Origin of the sequence: Burkholderia pyrrocinia, assembly GCF_001028665.1 — a bacterium.
GTDB classification, from domain to species: domain Bacteria; phylum Pseudomonadota; class Gammaproteobacteria; order Burkholderiales; family Burkholderiaceae; genus Burkholderia; species Burkholderia pyrrocinia.
Map to the genome: position 1 here is coordinate 400,437 of NZ_CP011503.1, position 17,093 is coordinate 417,529.

Genomic DNA, 17,093 nt, shown 5'->3' on the forward strand with positions numbered 1-17,093 from the left:
AATCTCCCCCTCCGCAGCCGCTACCACCTTCGATTCTTCGCCCCCATACCGTCGAACAAGGAAGATGTCTCGGCGAAAAGGCGACAGCGTTGGTGACCAGAACGAGGTCCCGGATATGCATCTCCAATTTTCTCGAACACGCATCGTGAGGGCACCGCAGGATGCGGTTTAGGGGGCGAGACCAATACGTCAATCGCCAGCTGATCGACCTCGATAGAGTCGAGTGTCTCCCTCCCCGACTTGAGAAAGTCGTGAGGTGGATGTCCGCCGCCGTAGGCGAGCAAATCGTCACTACCCTCACACGAATCCTCAGCAATGAACGCTACATGGTTTCGCGCAGCCGGCCATTCACGACCAGCGACGTTCACCATCGGCAGGGGTCATTCCGGTCCCCAACCACCAGCGTACGCGCTGCTACGCGCGTCCCGATGTCGGAACCGACGAAATCAGCGCGGCGCCACACGATGTCTTGTGACCGTCAAAAGCAACCGCGCGACCATCAATACGCACGTTTTCGTCGCCCTCCACGATTTCGCAGTGGTCGTGACCAGACATGGGGCAAGTGCAACGGTCCCCGACACATGCGACCGCTCGTCCCATCACCGTTGAATTCTCGCGGCCAGTTTGAACACGCCCACCATGCGAAGTCGAGTCACCGACACGTATTACCCCGCGCATACGCGCCTCCCAAACTGATTAATGCGGCATCCGATATCGGAAGGGATTCTGGCCACGATGCTCCGAATTCTTGGCCTTGGTTGCCTCGTCCGGGGGACTGACCATCACTATGCTCGCTCGACCATCGTCCATCAAATTGACCGTCGCACTACTTCCGCCGTCCTCATAGTTCGCGATAGTCGCGAGCGACAATTGGACGAGTGCCGAGCTAACGCCAGTATTGCCGATGCGTCGACCGACATCGTAGCCCTCCTTGACGTTACCGAGGTCGATACCTTCCGCGTTCCCGTGCAACGCTTGCGTAAGTGGGATCGTCCACTCGCGATCTCGAGTTGTGTCATAAAACACTCGAGTGGGCTTTGCGCCATCCGGTAGCGTCGCCACTGCCTGCTTCCAGCCCTCCTGCAACTGCTTCACTTGCTCAGCTCGCTTCAACAGCTTCCCGTTGTCATCGGTCAATTTGACGTCGACAGGACGATGAAGGTAGCCCAACAGAGGCGCCTCATCGAACTCCTCGACTTGCCAGTTGGCCCAGCGAACCGGTAGGTACGGACTAGACTTGAATTCTCCTGGCCCCTTGTTTGTCACCTCTTTCCACAACTCGGGCAATTTCGATATCCACCAGTCGGAGCGCATTGTCGGAGGGCCATAAAAGTGCCCGCCGGCTTCAGCCTCTACCTTGTCGGAAAAAGCACTATCCTCCTTCCAGTAGAAGTTCCACAGCTTGACGACGTCGTATTGAGTCTTTGTGTTGTCGATATCACCTGGCATGTCGACCTGATATGGGCGAACGAGTTTATTAACCCGATCCGTTCTAGCGACAAGCAATGCGCCCATGCTATCGACGACAGGTGGAATAAACGCGCCCTGCGGCTCTTTAGGTGCCCCAGGCGTATTTAACCCCCAACGATTAACCATACTATCTTGACTCATCACCAGCGCAGCCGGAACATCAGGATGCTCGTCGAAAAATTCGAAAAGCTTGTCGATAGCAGGTGCTGCGCTGCTGGCATTGGCGTCATCCAACCAAAGAAATTGAGTAACGCCAAGCCCGGCCTTTTGGCGCACATCGGAAATTTCATATGCCGCTCGATAGTGGCTATCAGCCCCTTTTGGCGGCCCATAAATAATCACAGGAACCGGCCAGTGATCAACAGCTTCGCCAGCGGCATATTTAAATGAGGCGCCAGCAGCCACTTCTGCAAAGGTCCTACGTTCATCCGGATTTTCCCCGTAATCCTTCGGGTCGGAGGAAAGAACCGTCTCGTAATTATTCGATTTTTCGACAATTTGCTTCCAGATCGTGTCTTGGTGTCGTCCTGTTACCGCCAACCCAACCGCACGAATCTCCAATGCGTATTTGGCCCCCGTCCCTGCCAAAATTTTTGCGTTCTCGGAGTTCGTCTGCGGCGTGACCACTTCAGCGGCCGTCGCAACAGGCTGCACCGTTGCTGCCCGACCTTCGCCATGCGACGCTCGCCAGATCCACTGCCCAGCATATGCAGCGGCAACCAAGCCTACAATTACCAAAAAACCGTTGCGTATCGTACTGCCCATATGCGGATCCTCGATGCCAGTGTTTTCCCAGTAGTGATATGACCGCACCAGCGTAACAGCCGTCCAAGCCAACGCCAGCGCGAACAGTATCAACACGTACCCGCGCAACCGGGGGCGCGACAAAGGTGACAAGCTTACATTCATTGGCGTTTCTCGCGTTGAGCAAATGTCTCCCCGTCCACCATCTTTGGTGGCGTTTTGGGAACAATGTCGGACGGAAACTCTCCCCGAGAATAATACTTAGAACTTTTTTCAATTATCCCCTGAGACGAACCAAGCAAATTTCCATAACACTTGTTATTCTGAACTTCTTTAAGTTTTGTTGAATCCAATTTCCAATCAGCAATCGCCACCAACAGCTTCCTCATATCCGGGTCATCGAGACTGCGTGCTTGACCAATCGCAACATCCATAGCCGCAACACGTCGCATGTTATTCGAATCTCGATAAATCGCGGAATGGTATGAATTATCATCCCATTTACCACTATCCGTTTCCAATCGCGCTCGCGTCTCGTTGGGCGACTCCTCACGCTCCCAATGTATTCCATATCCGTCAGCCGCGCGAACGACATTGGTTTGATCTTCGGGATCCGCAATCTTGCTGTTATACCATTTCATGATCGCCGGACTGCCTTGCTTACGTACATCTTCGGGCAAGTCCGCCAATGGAATAAACTTCACTTTAGCTTTTGGATTACCGAGAAGAGTGTCACGTGCCACGTAGTCCGGCTTATCCTTACCCGGCTTGCGCTCCGTGCCACGAATTGCTTCATCACCATAGAGATTTGGCTGATACGGGGGAAACAACTCGTCTGCGTTAATCAAGCGCTTCTCAAACTTTCGGTCGTCCCCGAGGTATTGACCATCATAGTATTCGGGCTTTTTCCCAACGAAACGGGGCCGACCGTATAAATCGGTAGAGACCTTCGACCAGAGTCGCTGATAGAACCGATGCGACTTCAGCACGTCCATCGCCTTTAGCGTGGTCGTGGATTTCATCGGCATCCCCAACAACTTGCGTGCTCCCTGCCATATTTCGTCGACAGTATCCGGCACACCATGCGTGCCTATACCCTTGACTGTCATAAGATCGACCGTGGCGTCCTCGGTGCAAAAGTACAAGTAAACTTTGCCTCGATTGTCCCGTTCCGTGAACGGATAGACCTTGCCATCCTTGTCTTTTCGGCTTGCCTGCGCGGGACTCCATCCGCGTCCGGTTCGCCCCTGATGATCTGGGTTGTCGTCCTTACAGATGAGTTGCGATAGCGGCGGCTCCGAGTGTGGATGTGCGGTGATTGACTGGACAATGTTGATGAGAGTATTGAGCTTGCCGCGAAGCGTATAAGGAGTTGCACTCGGCTGAGCAGCCTGCGCGATAGCGGGCTCAGTCAGGCTGTATGGACTGTCAGCCAAAATCACGCAATCAGCACATCGCGAACCGTCCTCTTTACTCTCAGCAAGCATTGCCTGCGCAAGCAGCGTAATAACGGTTCCCTGACTATGGGCCATTACCGTTACCGTTTCGTTCGGATCAACTCTCCGTATCTCGCGGATCAGCATTGCGAGACGTACCGCTGCCAGAACGTAGTAGTGCCGCTTCGGGCTTGTCGAACTGTACTGGTAGTCGCTCATGAACAGACCGGCGCCCCAGTTTGCAGCGTTGTCCATCCAGCCAGCATCGTACATCGCCGGAATATTCGTAGTGGCATTGTTGAACATCCCGCCGCCCTTCGCGAACTTCTTGCCCAGGCGGTTGCCGTTGCCGTCCTGGTACTGACCACGAAACGTCGACGGGTTTTTTTCTCCGCCTTTGATCTCGCCGTCCGACGCTCGATATCCCCAATAAAACGGGATAAACATACTATGAGTCTTGCCCTGACCTTCAGTTACCTCGGCTCGCTGATAAAGATAGGTGTCCGGATCGTACTTGATGTCCTTCCACTGATCAAAGTTGGGATTGTCACTCTTATACTTCACGGCCTTGTTAAAGAGAGCGCCATACACACCCGGCTTCAGATCGCTGCGACTGAGGCGTTCGTTCAACCCTTCGCATAACCCCTGCTCGATGTGATCATAGTTGGCGCCCGGATCATTAACGCCATGGAGGAAAATTACAACGCCGGGCCGATCGGCCGGAATTTGGACGTTTCGCGGGCCGGGACGATTGGACATCGTGACAGCCATGCCCTGCGTAACAACAGTCGGTTGCGAGGTATTGGTCATCGTCGTAGCTTGCTCAAGCGAGCGAATTTTTCAGGATATCGATCTTGACGATCCGCATCGCGTCGTCCGATACGAGATCGGTCAAGCCATCGGGACCACTCTTGCCTTCAACGACGCGCCCATCGTCCAGCGTCATCCGATATGCGCGGTTCGCAGCAACCGGCGTATCGCCATCCTGTCCTGGAAAATGCAATCGGAAGCGCTGATCGGTCGGTTGGTTTGCAAATGCGGTCTTTGAGGCTTGCTGCGTCGATGGTCCACCCCATTGATGCGAAGCTGATAGCAGCTTGATATCGCCGCTCGTGCCAAGCGTCACACCATCGCCGATCTTGATGTAGCTGCCATCCTCAGCGACTAACCGAATTGTCGGCGCGGTAACCAACACTTCGTTTTCGTTGGTCGCGATCTTAACCCCCTTCTGCGCATTCGCCGTTAGCGAATCAGCCTGAGCCTGCAGCAGCATCGGGCCTTCACCAGCTACGGCTTGCATCCCTGTGCCACGCGCAAATAACTGCATCCCCTGACCTGCAGTCGCGTTAAAACGCTGGCCGCTCATCAACTGGAGATGCTGCTGCGCGACCTGATCGATGTTCTCACCCGCGTAGGTAACATGCGTCTTTGGAGTGACATTGACCGACCCTGCCTGCGCACCTAATGCCATCAGGGCCTGCGAAGTTGTTGCCGGCCCAGATCCGGATTCCGACGTACCGCTGCTTGGCGCCCAATTCTTGAACGCTTGCGAGACAGCGACCTGACCTGCCGTATCAGCAGCCTGTCCGCCGTGCTGCCCGGCGTAATCACCGAGCGACTTAAATAGCTCGGTACATTCACCGAGCAATTGAAGTAATTCGTCGCGGTCGAGTTGCCCGCCGCTCGCCTGCGACCGCGCATAGGTCGTCAGCAGAATGCCTTGCGCCGCCCGTAAGGCGGCCGCTGCATCAGTGCGCAGCTCCGCGCCTTCGCCACGATCCTGCCCCGCGCCGTTGTCACGTGGCTGGGTCAGGTAGCCAAGGTTCAATTGGGTATGCGCATGCTCACTCGCCAACTGGCTGGAAATTTGCCCCGGCGTGTCGTCCAGCCTGAGTTGGTTATACCGCTTACCCTTAATTTCCTTTGTCTTGATCCCGGACACATAGCGGTTGCCCGGCAATGAGCCGGTATGGGTGAATGTAGCCGGCTGATTCACGCCGTTCCCCAGCACCGAAATGATCACCAACCGGTCAGGATCGCCTCCGATGCTGCCCAGCAAAACCTCCATCCCAGCACGAGGCAGGAACGAAGCCCCGAACTGCGTTCCCGCCAGGCTCGATGCGACACGGATCGGAGCACTATCACCAACGTTGTCGTTGGTGCCGGCGCCTTGCGCGTGGGTATGATCCGCCGGATCGAGCCCTTGGATCCGCACGTAAACTCGGCCGAGTTCGTCGCAGACGACTTCCTCACCATCACGCGTCACGATCACACCTGTCAGCAGGTGCACCGGCGGTAAATCGATTTTCGGATCGTAGGCCGGTGTGAGCGGTACACCACGGCGCACGCAGGTGAATGTATTTTCGTAACGCGTGTCCGCCTCTGTCAAACGCATTTGAAATCTGAGCCACTTCGCGCCTGATCGCGCAAAGTAAAACTGAGCCAGTCGTTACTTCTTCGATGTCGGGACGTGCCCGGCTTTGCGTTGCTGTTTCAGTCTGTAGCTGTCTCCTTTGATCTGGATGATGTGGGCATGGTGGAGGATGCGGTCGAGCATCGCTGCAGTGAGGGTGGTGTTGCCGCCGAAGGTTTCGTCCCACTGCGCAAACGGCAGGTTGCTGGTCAGGATCATCGAGCCACGCTCGTAGCGCTTGGCGACGATCTGGAAGAAGTGACTGGCCTGATCGCCCGAGAGCGGTAGATAGCCGATCTCATCGACGATGAGCAGCCTCGGGCCGAGAATGTTGTGCCGAAGAACGGCGTCGTATCGCTCCTGTCGGCGTGCAGCCTCGAGCTGTAACATCAGATCCGCCGCCGTGATGAACTTCGTCTTGATGCCGGCCTGCGTCGCTGCATATCCGATGGCGATCGCGAGGTGCGTCTTGCCCACGCCCGACGGACCAAGCAACACGGCGTTCTCGCCTCGCTCGATGAAGCGTAGCGTGGCAAGCTCGTCGATTGCCTCGCGCGGGGCCCCGACGGCGAAGCTGTAGTCGTAGTCATCCAGTGTCTTGATGGCGGGAAACCCGGCCATGCGCACCAGTGTTTGCCGCGAACGAACTTGCCTCGTCTCTCGTTCGTGCGCGAGCGCGTTCTCGAGGAAGTCGAGGAAACTCCATTGCTTGGCCGCCGCGTCGCTGGCCAGAGCGACGTATCGGTGCATGAGTCCCTCGAGCTTCAGGCTTTGGCAGTGCCCGTCGATGCGTTCCTGCTGCAAGTTCATGCGCGCACCTCGGTCAGTAATTGCTGGTAGACGGACAACGGGTGCTGGATCGACATCGCGGGATCAACGCGCGGCCGAGCGACGGCGCGAGCCGGCAATCGGGGCAATGTGTAGCCAGGCATATCGAGCAAGCAAGCCCGTTCTCGTTGCTCCAACAGAATCGCGGGTGCCTGCCCGGTAACCGGATGCACGCGCTGGTTGGCCACGTCGCGCAGCCATTTACTCACCTCGACGTTCGCAGTCGCGGCATCGAGCATCAAGCCGGATTGTTTAAGCTGGCTTGCCAGCGGCACATAGAAATTGCCGCGCAGATAGCGGTGGAATCGCTCGACCTTGCCCTTGGTCTGCGCGCGGTACGGTTGGCACAATCTGGGCAGGAAGCCGTACCGCTTGGCCAGATCGAGCAGGCCGGCGTGCCAGCGATGTTGGCCGTCGCCATAAGCATCGCGCTCGACAACGATGGTCTTGGCGTTGTCGTAAAGGATCTCGCGAGGAATGCCACCCAAGGCTTCGAACAGCGCATGATGACAGGCAACCAGCGTCTCGGCGCGTTCATCGGTGGTGAAGCGTGCCCAGCGCCAACGACTGAAGCCGAGCGTGGCGGTGAAGGCGTAAAGCGGGTCGGTGCCTCGTCGGAAGACAACGAAATCGCACTGCATCTGCCGACCGGGCTCGGTCTCGAACCTTACGACTGGATCGGGCTTCGGCATGGGCTTATGCGTGTTCATGAAAGCCTGCAGGCTTCGCAGTTGGCCCTCGTAGCCGCGCGCCCGCAACTCGCGCAGCAGCGCCGGCGCTGCGATGGTCTCCGGTGCTGCGGCCCTCATGCGCTCGATGATGTACGCCTCGAACGCTCCGAGCTTGGTTGGCCGCGGTTCACGCGGCTTGTAGCGCGGCACTTCCTCAGCCGACAGGTACCGCGCCACCGTGTTGCGAGAAATGCCCAGGCGCCGCGCGATCTCGCGCTCCGATACGCCTTGGGCTTTGAGCACATGGATTTGCATCCACTGTTCCTTCTGGAGCATCGCCAGCCTTTGCGCGCAAAAGGCTGACTGTACTGAAAGGTGGCTTAGATTTACTTCGCGCGAAGTGGCTCATTATTACTTTGCGCCCAACAGCCTCTTCCGCCGACGCAGACGGCCGCGGACGTGATTGGAACGCAAGATTGTGGCTTGCAGCGAACAACGCCTGCACGCGCTCGGTCAATCCCTTCGGAAGATTGTTCCAGACCTCGTGATCGATCGACGTCACAACGAACTGTCTCTTGTCGGTCGACTGCATGTCCCACTCGGGATCGCCAGCCAAGGTGATCCATGTGCCAACGGCAAGATCGCGTACGCCGCTTGCTCCGTCGTACTGCTCGGCCTCGAACTGATGCGCAAGCATCCGCGCGCGCGTGAGCCGTTCATGATCGTCCCACGAGTCACCTGCATGCGGGACGTCGATCGCGACGTCGGTCAAGAGCTTCGCAAGATCATTGCCGGCCTCGCCCTGATCAACGCTGCCCGCGGCAGTCGATTCGTCAATTCGAGCCTTCTTGTAGTCCCACGATGGGCGACTGGTCATGCCCGGCACCAGCCGCGCATGCAGCGCAAACAACGTGACTGTATCGCGCTCCTCCGTGCCGGCGTCACGAGGGTGCAGGCGCACCGTGCCAGCCGGCGCTTCAGGTAACGCCCCGGGATCATCGCAACACACCAGCGTATGTATCGGTGTGTCGTCGTGGGCAGTGCGCTCGCCCTGAGCCGCTCCGGCTTTGGCGAAAATCGTGATCCCTTCGCGACGCAACAGGCGACGTACGAATTTCGCGTCTGATTCGTTTACTTGTCGAGTCAATTCGCGAGCCGGATAGCGATCGCGCCTCAGACCGGACAGGTCGAACTCGAACGCACGAGCCAGAGCAGGACTGCGCTGCCGCCATTCGTTGAACAGCGTCCCAAGGATGTCCACAACACTCAGCTTGCGAAACACTCGAGAATTGGTGCGCTTGTCCATCAGAGACAGAGCGTCGCAGACTGTGAGCTGGTACACGCAGAGTTCGCCGTCGCTCTGACCAATCTGTACGTCCTGGACGATCGCGTTGATCAAATGAAGCTGACCACGGTCGGTGACAAGCCGCACCGAGATAGGCACACCAATGAACAGCTTCGGTGAAAGATCATGGCGAGCTGACACGCAGGTGAGGTGCCCGTGGATGCCGGCCATTAACCCCTCGCGAACGTTTGCGTGCTGAAGCGCAAGCAAATGCCCCAAGGTGCTTTGCAACCGACCAAAGTTCAGCGCTACAGGACGCCTATTCCAGTCAACCGCCCCCGCGGCAAAGCTACTTATTGTTTCGGATAGTGACACAGCCGCCCTCTCGATTTTTTTCGATTTCGTATTGGTTTAGGCGATCAACCCACATACCGGGACGAGCGAATCACCATTTCGTACATTACAGAGTACCAAATCTACAGACGAGAGCAGGAGATTGGTGCGGCGCCTACATGTACATGGGCCTCATTTAACCAAAATTGACAGGCTGGCACGCAAATGCACTGAACCTTTCACATCGGAAAGATTGTCAATTGCTTGGCTAATCGTGCCAGTTGAAAGCTATGCGAAGGAGAGCACCACAAGCGCGTCGCAGCGCAGGAGTGAACCGCACCGGGAATCGTGGAGGCCGGTTGGTTTAAGTTAATGCAGGCACTTCAGCATCATTTTTGAGTTGCCGGTAATAGTTTGCCGCAGCTTCGGCAAGCGGGATATAGCCGAGCGGCTCCATCAACCGATGATGGTTGTACCAGGCCACCCATTCCAGGGTCGCCAGTTCGACGGATTCCCGCGTTTTCCACGGGGCGCGTCGATGAATCAGTTCCGTCTTGTAGAGACCGTTGATCGTTGCAGCCAGCGCGTTATCGTAGCTGTCGCCACGGCTGCCGACGGACGGCTCGATACCCGCCTCGGCCAAGCGTTCGCTGTACCGAATGCTGACGTATTGCTTAGGTTCAAGGAGTCGTCGCAACACTCATCGTTATGTTTCGGATAACAGTTCGTGGAATGCTTCCGCTGGCGTCTTCCATCCGAGCGTTTTACGTGGTCGACAGTTCAGTGTGTTCGCGACCGCGTCGAGTTCACGCTCGGTATATCGACTCATGTCTGTGCCTTTCGGAAAGTACTGTCGCAGTAGGCCGTTCGTGTTTTCATTCGTCCCGCGTTGCCATGGACTCTGGGGATCACAGAAGTAGATTTCCAGAGCCGTGTCGATTCGTAGCTGTACATGCTGGGCCATCTCTGCGCCTTGATCCCATGTCAGTGATCGGCGCAAATGCTCGGGTAGTAGCGCGATCTTTGTCGCGATAGCGTTGCGAACAGCCTCTGCCCCGTGACCTGCCAGCGCTGGCCCGTTCTTGGCGCGCACCCCGACTCCATGGCCCTCCATTGGAGGAAGATGCAGCAGCATCGTGAACCGGGTGGTGCGCTCAACCAGAGTGCCAATCGCCGAGCGGTTAAGGCCAATGATCAGGTCGCCTTCCCAATGCCCTGGAACAGCACGATCAGCAATTTCTGCAGGGCGTTCACTGATCATAACCTCCGGAGTGACGAAGTGCTTTCCGCGCTGTTGCGTCCTGGCCCGCGGCACGCGAAGTGCACGGCCCGAACGCAGGCAAGCAGTAAGCGCTCGTCGCAAAGCGCCCCGGCCTTGAATGTAGAGTGCCTGATAGATGGCTTCGTGGGAGATCCGCATAGATTGATCATCGGGATAGTCAATCTGAATTCGCCGACTGATTTGCTCCGGACTCCAGCAAGTGCCCCAGCGACGGTCCGCACGACGTCCTTGTCTTCGTCCTTTCCACGGAACGTTAGGTCCGGGAATCGGCTTGCCCCGAAAGTCAGTGACCGTTCCAGCCAGGCGATCCTGCACATATGTCCTCAACTGGTCGTTCTCTGCCAGTTTCGAAGCCTTCGGACGCTCGGCCGCGCGTTCAGCTTTCCATTGGGCAACCGTTGCCCGATACACCAGAGTACCACCGCGGGTCGCTGCGTTACGGCGTAGCTCGCGTGAAATCGTTGACGGCGACCGTTGCAGCCTTCGCGAAATCTCACGAACACTGCAATCCTGCGCCCACAGCAGCGCGATCTCTTCGCGCTCCGAAAATGACAGATAGCGCCCAGAGTGTGGCGCCAGGTCGATCGGTGCCATGCCGCCCGCTTCACGAAACCATCGCGGCCCCAACGGTTGCGATACGTTACACGCCAGCGCTGCGGCCTCGGTCTCCATACCTTGTGCAATGCACTTCCAGAATGCTCGCTTCGAATCGAGTTGATTGACACCCGGTCTGCCAGGTGATCGCATGACGGGCCTTCCCGTTTGTTCCGAGCCCCATCCCAGTGGTCGTCCCATTCAACAGCTCCAATCTGGAGATGTTGCGACGACCAGTTGAATCCGCCTTGAGCCCCCCTATCGGAGTGGTGTATCAAAGTCCCATCTTCGCCCGGTTGGCGCGCGTACAGCGCCTGTTCAAGCGCATCCAGAACGAAGTCCGTGCTCATCGACGAACTGACGCGCCAACCGACGATGCGACGGGCAAACACGTCGATCACGAACGCCACGTACAGCCAACCCTGCCATGTCGAGACATAGGTGAAGTCGGACACCCAAAGCTGATTCGGCCGCTCAGCCTTGAACTGCCGATTGACCCGGTCCAGCGGGCACGGGGCGCTCGTATCGGGATTCGTCGTGCGAACTCGCTTGCCGCGAACTGCGCCTCGCAAGCCCTGCCGCTTCATCAGCCGCCCGACCGTGCAGCGTGCGACCACAATGCCCTCCCGGTTCATCTGCTTCCAGACCTTCGGCACACCGTAGACCTGCATGTTGGTCTGCCAGACACGCTTGATCTCGGGTTGCAGGACCTCATCGCGTTTGGCGCGAGCGCAGCGTTTGGACGGGTCACGAAGCCGCGCAGCATGGCGTCGGTAGCTCGACGGGGCAATCCGCAAGACCTTGCAGATCGGCTCGCCCCCGAAGGTGTCGCGATGCTGATCGACGAAGGCCTTCAGGACTTGAATCGGCGGTCGAGCTCCGCCTGGGCGAAAAACGCGCTCGCCAGCTTGAGAATCTCGTTGGTACGGCGCAGTTCCTTGACCTCACGCTCCAGGGCCTTGATGCGTTCACGCTCGGCCGTGCTCACGCCATCACGTTCCCCACGATCGATCTCCTCGCGCTTGACCCAATCCAGCAGTGTCTGCGGCGTACAGCCGATCATCGGCGCAATCGATTCGACCGCCGCCCACATCGACGGATGTTCGCTACGCTGCTCACGTACCAGACGCACTGCGCGCTCCCGGACTTCCGGGGAAAACTTGGTTGCCTTCTTGTTCATTGCTCGATTCTCTCAAGAATCCGAGCCTCCACAAAATTCGGTGCGGTTCAGTCGGGGACCAAAAATTTCCCGCACGCTCCCTTGTTCACGACTCACTGCCGGACTCGACCTGCCGGAACCGCGCACGCAAAACGCCGTCAGGCGACCGCCCCTCGCCGAACCCCGGCGCCCGCTCCTCACATCACCCCCGTCCGCACCTGCGGCATCAGGCTCGCATCCGCGCCCGTCACGGTAAACGTGCCCGTCGCCGACGCACCTGCCGGCCGTGCCAGCACACTTCCGTCGCCCAACCGGTTCGCATCGACGACCATCTGGCCCGCCGCACAACCGCTCGACAACAGCGACACCGGCGAACCAGCTATCGACGAGAACGTATTGCCCGTCACGCTGAACGAGCACACGTTTCCATACGCCCTGAAACCCGCATAACCGGAACCCGACACACGATTGCCGGTCACCGCGACGTCCGTGACCGTTCCCGTCCACGTGTCGAGTTCGATCGCCGCCTGCTGCGTCGGCTGCAACCCGTTGTTCACGTTCGAGTTCTGGATGTTGGTCACGACATTGCCGGTGATCACGACGTTCGACACGCCGTAGGTCTTCGAGCTGTCCTCCTGTGCAACCAGGATGCCCGCCGCCTTCTGCACGCCGTCGACCGTGTTGTTCGAGATCGTCACGGCCTGGCCGCCGACCACCGAAATACCGCGCCCCCACGCATTGCCGGACACCGCGTTATGGTCGATCAGCACATTGCTGTTGAGGCGGCCGTCGCCGACATAGCTGACGACGGCGATCAGGTCGTCGCCGGCGCCCGTCACCGTATTGTTCTGCACGAGCACGTTGGTCGAACCGTAGGTCGTATGGATGCCGTCGGCCAGCGTCGCCCGGACGGTATTGCCGACGATCGCGACGCCGCTGCCGCCGAACACGAAGATCCCGCCACTGGCACCGCCATCGATCGTCACGCGAAGCACCTGGACGCCCGCGCCCGTCACCTCGACCTTGGTCGAAGCCGGCGTCGTGAGCCGCGTCGTTCCGGTGCCGGCCAGCGTCACGCCCACGAGCGTCGAACCGGCGCCGCTCATCACGATGGTCTGGTCGGCCGGATTCGTGGCGGCCAGCGTCGCGCCGTATCCGGAAATCACCACCTGGGGCACGGTCACCGCGAGCGAATGCCCGACGACGTAGCGGCCCGGCGCGATGACCAGGCGCTGGCCGGCCTTCAGGCTGTCGAATGCTCTCTGCAATGCGTCGGCCTGATCGCTGCCGTCGGCGGCCGGAAAGACCGTCACGTCAGCGACGAGAACGGTGTTTGCGCCCTGGGCGGGCGGGAGCGCTGCACCGGGCGTCGTGCCGGCCGGACTGGCCGCCGGCGCCGGCACCGGGTTTGCGGGATTCGTCGACGAAGTCGTCGCGCCGGATGCCGCGCTGGCAGGCACGGCGGGGGATGTAGGTGTGTTCGCAACGGTCTGCGTTGCCGGCGCAGCATTGTTGTCGCCGCCGCCACACGCGGTGAGGCCAAGGCAGAGCGCGGCAAGCATCGCCCGATCGACTGTACGCATACGATTTCTTGCGAGCCCGAGGTGGCCTCATCGTAAGTACGCCTGGCGTTTTTGTAAATGAACTCCTTCACCCGACTGGCACACGCTGTGCACCTCACACACAAACCGTTTGCGATCCTCTCGAATTCATCTCCATGACATGCGACACGTGATCGCACTCCGTCCAATCGCCACGGGCATGCACCGGGGATTGCGTAGAATCCCGAACCTTCGCATGTACACGAACCCGACCATGATTCGAACGATCGCGGCAATGGCCGCACTTTCGGCCCTGACCTGCACGGCGAACGCCGCCGATACCGGCACCGCATCCGGCACGGCGCACGCGAAACAGCGCTATGTCAGCCCGGGCCTCGCCAACGTCACAGGCGCGGCAGCACCGCGCCCGGAAAACGCGTCCTCCGACGCACGCTGCAGGGAACTGGCGGCCGGCATCGACGCTGTGACGCATGCACCCGACCGCGGCCAGAAGGTCGTGCGCGGAATCGGCCCGGACGGCAAGCCGCGCAACGAACTGCAGGCTTACGACAAGCGGGCCAACCTGGAAACCGAGCATCGACGACTCGGCTGCCGATAACGAACGCAACGCCGCCCGGCCAAGTCACGCCGGGCATCGCCATTTATGCGTTCGCACCGCCATCGATCGTCAATCCTGTCCCGTTGATCGACCGCCCTTCCGGCCCGACGACGAACGCAACGAGCGCCGCCACGTCATCGGCCTTGCCGTACTGCGGAATCGCCATCCGCGAACGCTGCGCACCGGCATGTTCGCCGTCGGCCGGATTCATGTCGGTATCCGTCGAGCCCGGATGCACGATATTGACCGTGATGCCGCGCGGCCCGAGATCGCGCGCGAGCCCCTGCGTCCATCCGATCAGCGCGGCCTTGCTCGCCGCATAGAGGCTCATCCCCGCATCGGGCACGCGCGTCGCGAGGCAACTGCCGGTCGACACGATGCGCCCGCCCTCCCCGAGATGCCGCGCCGCCGCCTGCGACGCGACGATCACCGCGCGCACGTTCACGTTCAGCGTCGCGTCGATATCGTCGAGCGTCAGGTCGTCCAGCGTGCCGGCCCGGAAGATCCCCGCGTTGTTCACGAGGATGTCGAGACCGCCGAACGCCTCCGCAGCACGATCGACCGCGTTGCGCACGGCAACCGGATCGGCACTGTCGGCCTGGATCGCGACCGCGCGACGGCCCAGCGCCTCGATGCCGGCGACGACGGCCTGCGCCCGCTCGGCCGATTTCTCGTAGGTAATCGCGACGTCCGCACCATCGGCCGCCAGCCGTTTCGCGATGGCCGCGCCGATGCCGCGGCTGCCGCCCGTGATCAGTGCGCGCTTGCCCTGAAGTCGATCCATGTTCGTTCCTTTCCTTATTTATGTAACGGTCGACACAGAATGTGGCAAGTTGCGCGACGCTGTCAATTGAATTATTTTATCGATCGATACAGATATCGACGAAGGAAGGGAAGCAATGGCTGAACGTGGCCGACCGAGAAGCTTCGACAAGGAAGCGGCGCTGGATCGCGCGATGGAGGTGTTCTGGCGCCTCGGCTACGAGAGTGCGTCGATGGCGGACCTGACGGCCGCGATGGGCATTGCGTCACCGAGCCTGTATGCGGCGTTCGGCAGCAAGGAAGCGTTGTTCCGGCAGGCGCTCGAGCACTACCGCGCAACGGAGGGACGGGAAATCTGGGATGGCGTCGAACAGGCCGGCAGCGCGTACGACGCGATGCGGAACTACCTGATGGATACCGCGCGCGTGTTCACGCGGCGGTCGAAGCCGGCCGGCTGCCTGATCGTGCTGTCGGCACTGCACCCGGCCGAGCGTTCCGACACCGTCCGGCAAACGCTGATCGCGATGCGCGAACGCACGGTCGAAGCGCTGCGCGAGCGCCTCACGCAGGGTGTCGCGACCGGCGAGATCGCGGCGCACGCGAACCTCGACGCGATCGCGCGGTACTACGTGACGGTTCAACAGGGGATGTCGATCCAGGCGCGCGACGGCGCGAGCCGTCGCGATCTGGAGGCGGTCGCGCAAGCCGCGCTGGCCGCGTGGCCGGCGCTCGTCGGCGCGAGTGGCGCCTAGCGGCAGGACGCCGCGGCCGCGCGCGGCCGCGCCGGCACGTTACTGCTTCGCCGCGTGCTGCACGTCCTTCGACGCATGCCACACGCGATAGCGCACCTCGAAGCCGTCCGGTACATAGACGACGAGCGGCAGGCGGCTGTTGTAGCGCAGCAGCTGACCGTCGCCGCGCACCTGCACGAACCGCTGCTGCGGCGCCTGGCCCGGGCACGCCATCAGCGTCGACGCCGGCCCCTTCACGTCGGCGAGCCGGTAGTACGTATAACCCCAGCCCTTCACGTCCTCGGCGGTCAGCTCGCCACCGAACCACTGCTGGTTGCAGTCGGTCTGCAGCGTCTTGCCGATCATCAGCTCAACGCGCGCATCGCCCTCGTTCTCGAGCGCGGGCAGCGCGATCACGGCGCGCTGCTGGCCGGCCGCTGCCTGCGGAAACATCTTGATCGACTCGGCCGGCACGGCGGGCGCCGATGCGGGGCCCGCCACGCACGCGGCGGCAGTCGTGACGCAGAAAGCGGCCAGGGCGGCCCGGATCGCGAATTTCATCGATGTGCTCCTGAAAAACAAATGGGCCTTGGATGCTAACACTTTCGCCGCGAGACCTTACGGCGCTGTAATTTGACGACACAATTCCGAACAGCCGGCAATCCCTGCGCGCGGTACTTATACGGGAACCAACGGAGAACATCATGCTGAAGCTCATTGCTGCCGCCGGCGTCGCGACCCTGCTGGCCGGCTGCGTCGTCGCTCCCGACGCCGGATACGGCTACGGACAGCCCTACTATTCCGATCCCGGCTACGCGTACGGCCCTTCCCCCGTGTACGGCACGGTCAACATCTGGGGTGGCGGCGGCGGGCGCGACTGGGATCGCGGCCGCGACTGGGATCGCGGCCGGCGCGACTACCACCGCTGGGACGGCGATCGCGGCAACCGCGGCAACGGCTGGGGACGCGGCGGCGGACACCGCGGCGACTGGAACGATGGCGACGGCGGCGGCGGCCATCGCCACTGACGCACATTTGCAACCGTTTGTATCCGCGCACGACCCGCCGATGGCCGGCGCGTCACGTGGACGAACAGGCGGCCGCGGAAAAAACAAAGGCCCTCGCATGAAGCGAGGGCCTTTTGTCGTCCGGTCCAGCGAAGCGAATTTCGGCGGGCGCCGGCCAGCCGGCACCGAACCCGGTCATGCGTCGCGCACCTGCCTGC

At 60.3% G+C, this 17,093-nt stretch carries 12 protein-coding genes, 4 pseudogenes and 1 other annotated feature; of the genes and pseudogenes, 3 read left to right on the forward strand and 13 right to left on the reverse strand.

Annotated features, from left to right (window positions below; translation table 11 throughout):
- Nucleotides 1–414: 414 nt before the first annotated feature.
- From ABD05_RS35565 to ABD05_RS01910, 11 genes and pseudogenes are all read right to left on the reverse strand, one after another.
- Nucleotides 415–678: a PAAR domain-containing protein gene (locus ABD05_RS35565; RefSeq protein ID WP_082146029.1), complete on the reverse strand. Its 264-nt coding sequence runs from the start codon at nucleotides 676–678 to the stop codon at nucleotides 415–417.
- An 18-nt stretch (nucleotides 679–696) separates the two neighbouring features.
- On the reverse strand, nucleotides 697–2,331 hold the full coding sequence (locus tag ABD05_RS01865; RefSeq protein ID WP_279613302.1) for a type VI lipase adapter Tla3 domain-containing protein: 1,635 nt from the start codon (nucleotides 2,329–2,331) through the stop codon (nucleotides 697–699).
- A 44-nt stretch (nucleotides 2,332–2,375) separates the two neighbouring features.
- The gene (locus ABD05_RS01870) at nucleotides 2,376–4,460 is read right to left on the reverse strand and encodes a T6SS effector phospholipase Tle3 domain-containing protein (protein WP_047898707.1); all 2,085 of its coding nucleotides are present in this window, start codon (nucleotides 4,458–4,460) and stop codon (nucleotides 2,376–2,378) included.
- A 13-nt stretch (nucleotides 4,461–4,473) separates the two neighbouring features.
- Nucleotides 4,474–6,033, reverse strand: a pseudogene (locus ABD05_RS01875) (DUF2345 domain-containing protein); the annotation flags it as partial.
- A gap of 66 nt (nucleotides 6,034–6,099) precedes the next feature.
- Entirely contained in the window at nucleotides 6,100–6,873 is a 774-nt protein-coding gene (istB, locus tag ABD05_RS01880) for an IS21-like element ISBcen13 family helper ATPase IstB (protein ID WP_047898708.1), read from the reverse strand.
- The gene (istA, locus tag ABD05_RS01885) at nucleotides 6,870–7,898 is read right to left on the reverse strand and encodes an IS21 family transposase (RefSeq protein WP_047898709.1); all 1,029 of its coding nucleotides are present in this window, start codon (nucleotides 7,896–7,898) and stop codon (nucleotides 6,870–6,872) included. The genes istB and istA overlap by 4 nt, the downstream gene beginning before the upstream one ends.
- A gap of 91 nt (nucleotides 7,899–7,989) precedes the next feature.
- Nucleotides 7,990–9,222, reverse strand: a pseudogene (locus tag ABD05_RS35570) (type VI secretion system Vgr family protein); the annotation flags it as partial.
- Nucleotides 9,223–9,544: 322 nt separating this feature from the next.
- Nucleotides 9,545–9,853: pseudogene (locus ABD05_RS01900) on the reverse strand (integrase core domain-containing protein); the annotation flags it as partial.
- Between the two features lie 33 nt (nucleotides 9,854–9,886).
- Complete coding sequence (locus tag ABD05_RS35575; RefSeq protein ID WP_082146117.1) at nucleotides 9,887–11,257, reverse strand: IS30 family transposase; 1,371 nt, start codon at nucleotides 11,255–11,257, stop codon at nucleotides 9,887–9,889.
- 47 nt (nucleotides 11,258–11,304) lie between these two features.
- A pseudogene (locus ABD05_RS35580) lies at nucleotides 11,305–12,236 on the reverse strand (IS3 family transposase); the annotation flags it as partial.
- Nucleotides 11,839–11,955, reverse strand: a sequence feature (AL1L pseudoknot). Its footprint overlaps the pseudogene before it by 117 nt.
- Nucleotides 12,237–12,412: 176 nt before the next feature.
- A complete protein-coding gene (locus ABD05_RS01910) occupies nucleotides 12,413–13,798 on the reverse strand; it encodes a right-handed parallel beta-helix repeat-containing protein (protein ID WP_238594086.1) in 1,386 nt (461 codons plus the stop codon).
- Between the two features lie 232 nt (nucleotides 13,799–14,030).
- Between ABD05_RS01910 and ABD05_RS01915 the strand changes: the two genes are divergently transcribed.
- The gene (locus tag ABD05_RS01915; protein ID WP_047901035.1) at nucleotides 14,031–14,375 is read left to right on the forward strand and encodes a hypothetical protein; all 345 of its coding nucleotides are present in this window, start codon (nucleotides 14,031–14,033) and stop codon (nucleotides 14,373–14,375) included.
- A gap of 43 nt (nucleotides 14,376–14,418) precedes the next feature.
- Here ABD05_RS01915 and ABD05_RS01920 read toward each other — a convergent pair whose 3' ends face one another.
- On the reverse strand, nucleotides 14,419–15,159 hold the full coding sequence (locus ABD05_RS01920; RefSeq protein WP_047898712.1) for an SDR family NAD(P)-dependent oxidoreductase: 741 nt from the start codon (nucleotides 15,157–15,159) through the stop codon (nucleotides 14,419–14,421).
- A gap of 115 nt (nucleotides 15,160–15,274) precedes the next feature.
- Here ABD05_RS01920 and ABD05_RS01925 point away from each other — a divergent pair, with 115 nt between their 5' ends.
- Nucleotides 15,275–15,889, forward strand: a complete 615-nt coding sequence (locus tag ABD05_RS01925) for a TetR/AcrR family transcriptional regulator (protein ID WP_047898713.1) — start codon at nucleotides 15,275–15,277, stop codon at nucleotides 15,887–15,889.
- A gap of 39 nt (nucleotides 15,890–15,928) precedes the next feature.
- On the opposite strand, the gene eco is transcribed toward ABD05_RS01925, so the two are convergent.
- Nucleotides 15,929–16,429, reverse strand: coding sequence for a serine protease inhibitor ecotin (eco, locus tag ABD05_RS01930; protein WP_047898714.1), 501 nt, complete (start codon nucleotides 16,427–16,429; stop codon nucleotides 15,929–15,931).
- A 143-nt stretch (nucleotides 16,430–16,572) separates the two neighbouring features.
- Here eco and ABD05_RS01935 point away from each other — a divergent pair, with 143 nt between their 5' ends.
- Nucleotides 16,573–16,896: a hypothetical protein gene (locus ABD05_RS01935; RefSeq protein WP_047898715.1), complete on the forward strand. Its 324-nt coding sequence runs from the start codon at nucleotides 16,573–16,575 to the stop codon at nucleotides 16,894–16,896.
- Nucleotides 16,897–17,093 lie beyond the last annotated feature (197 nt).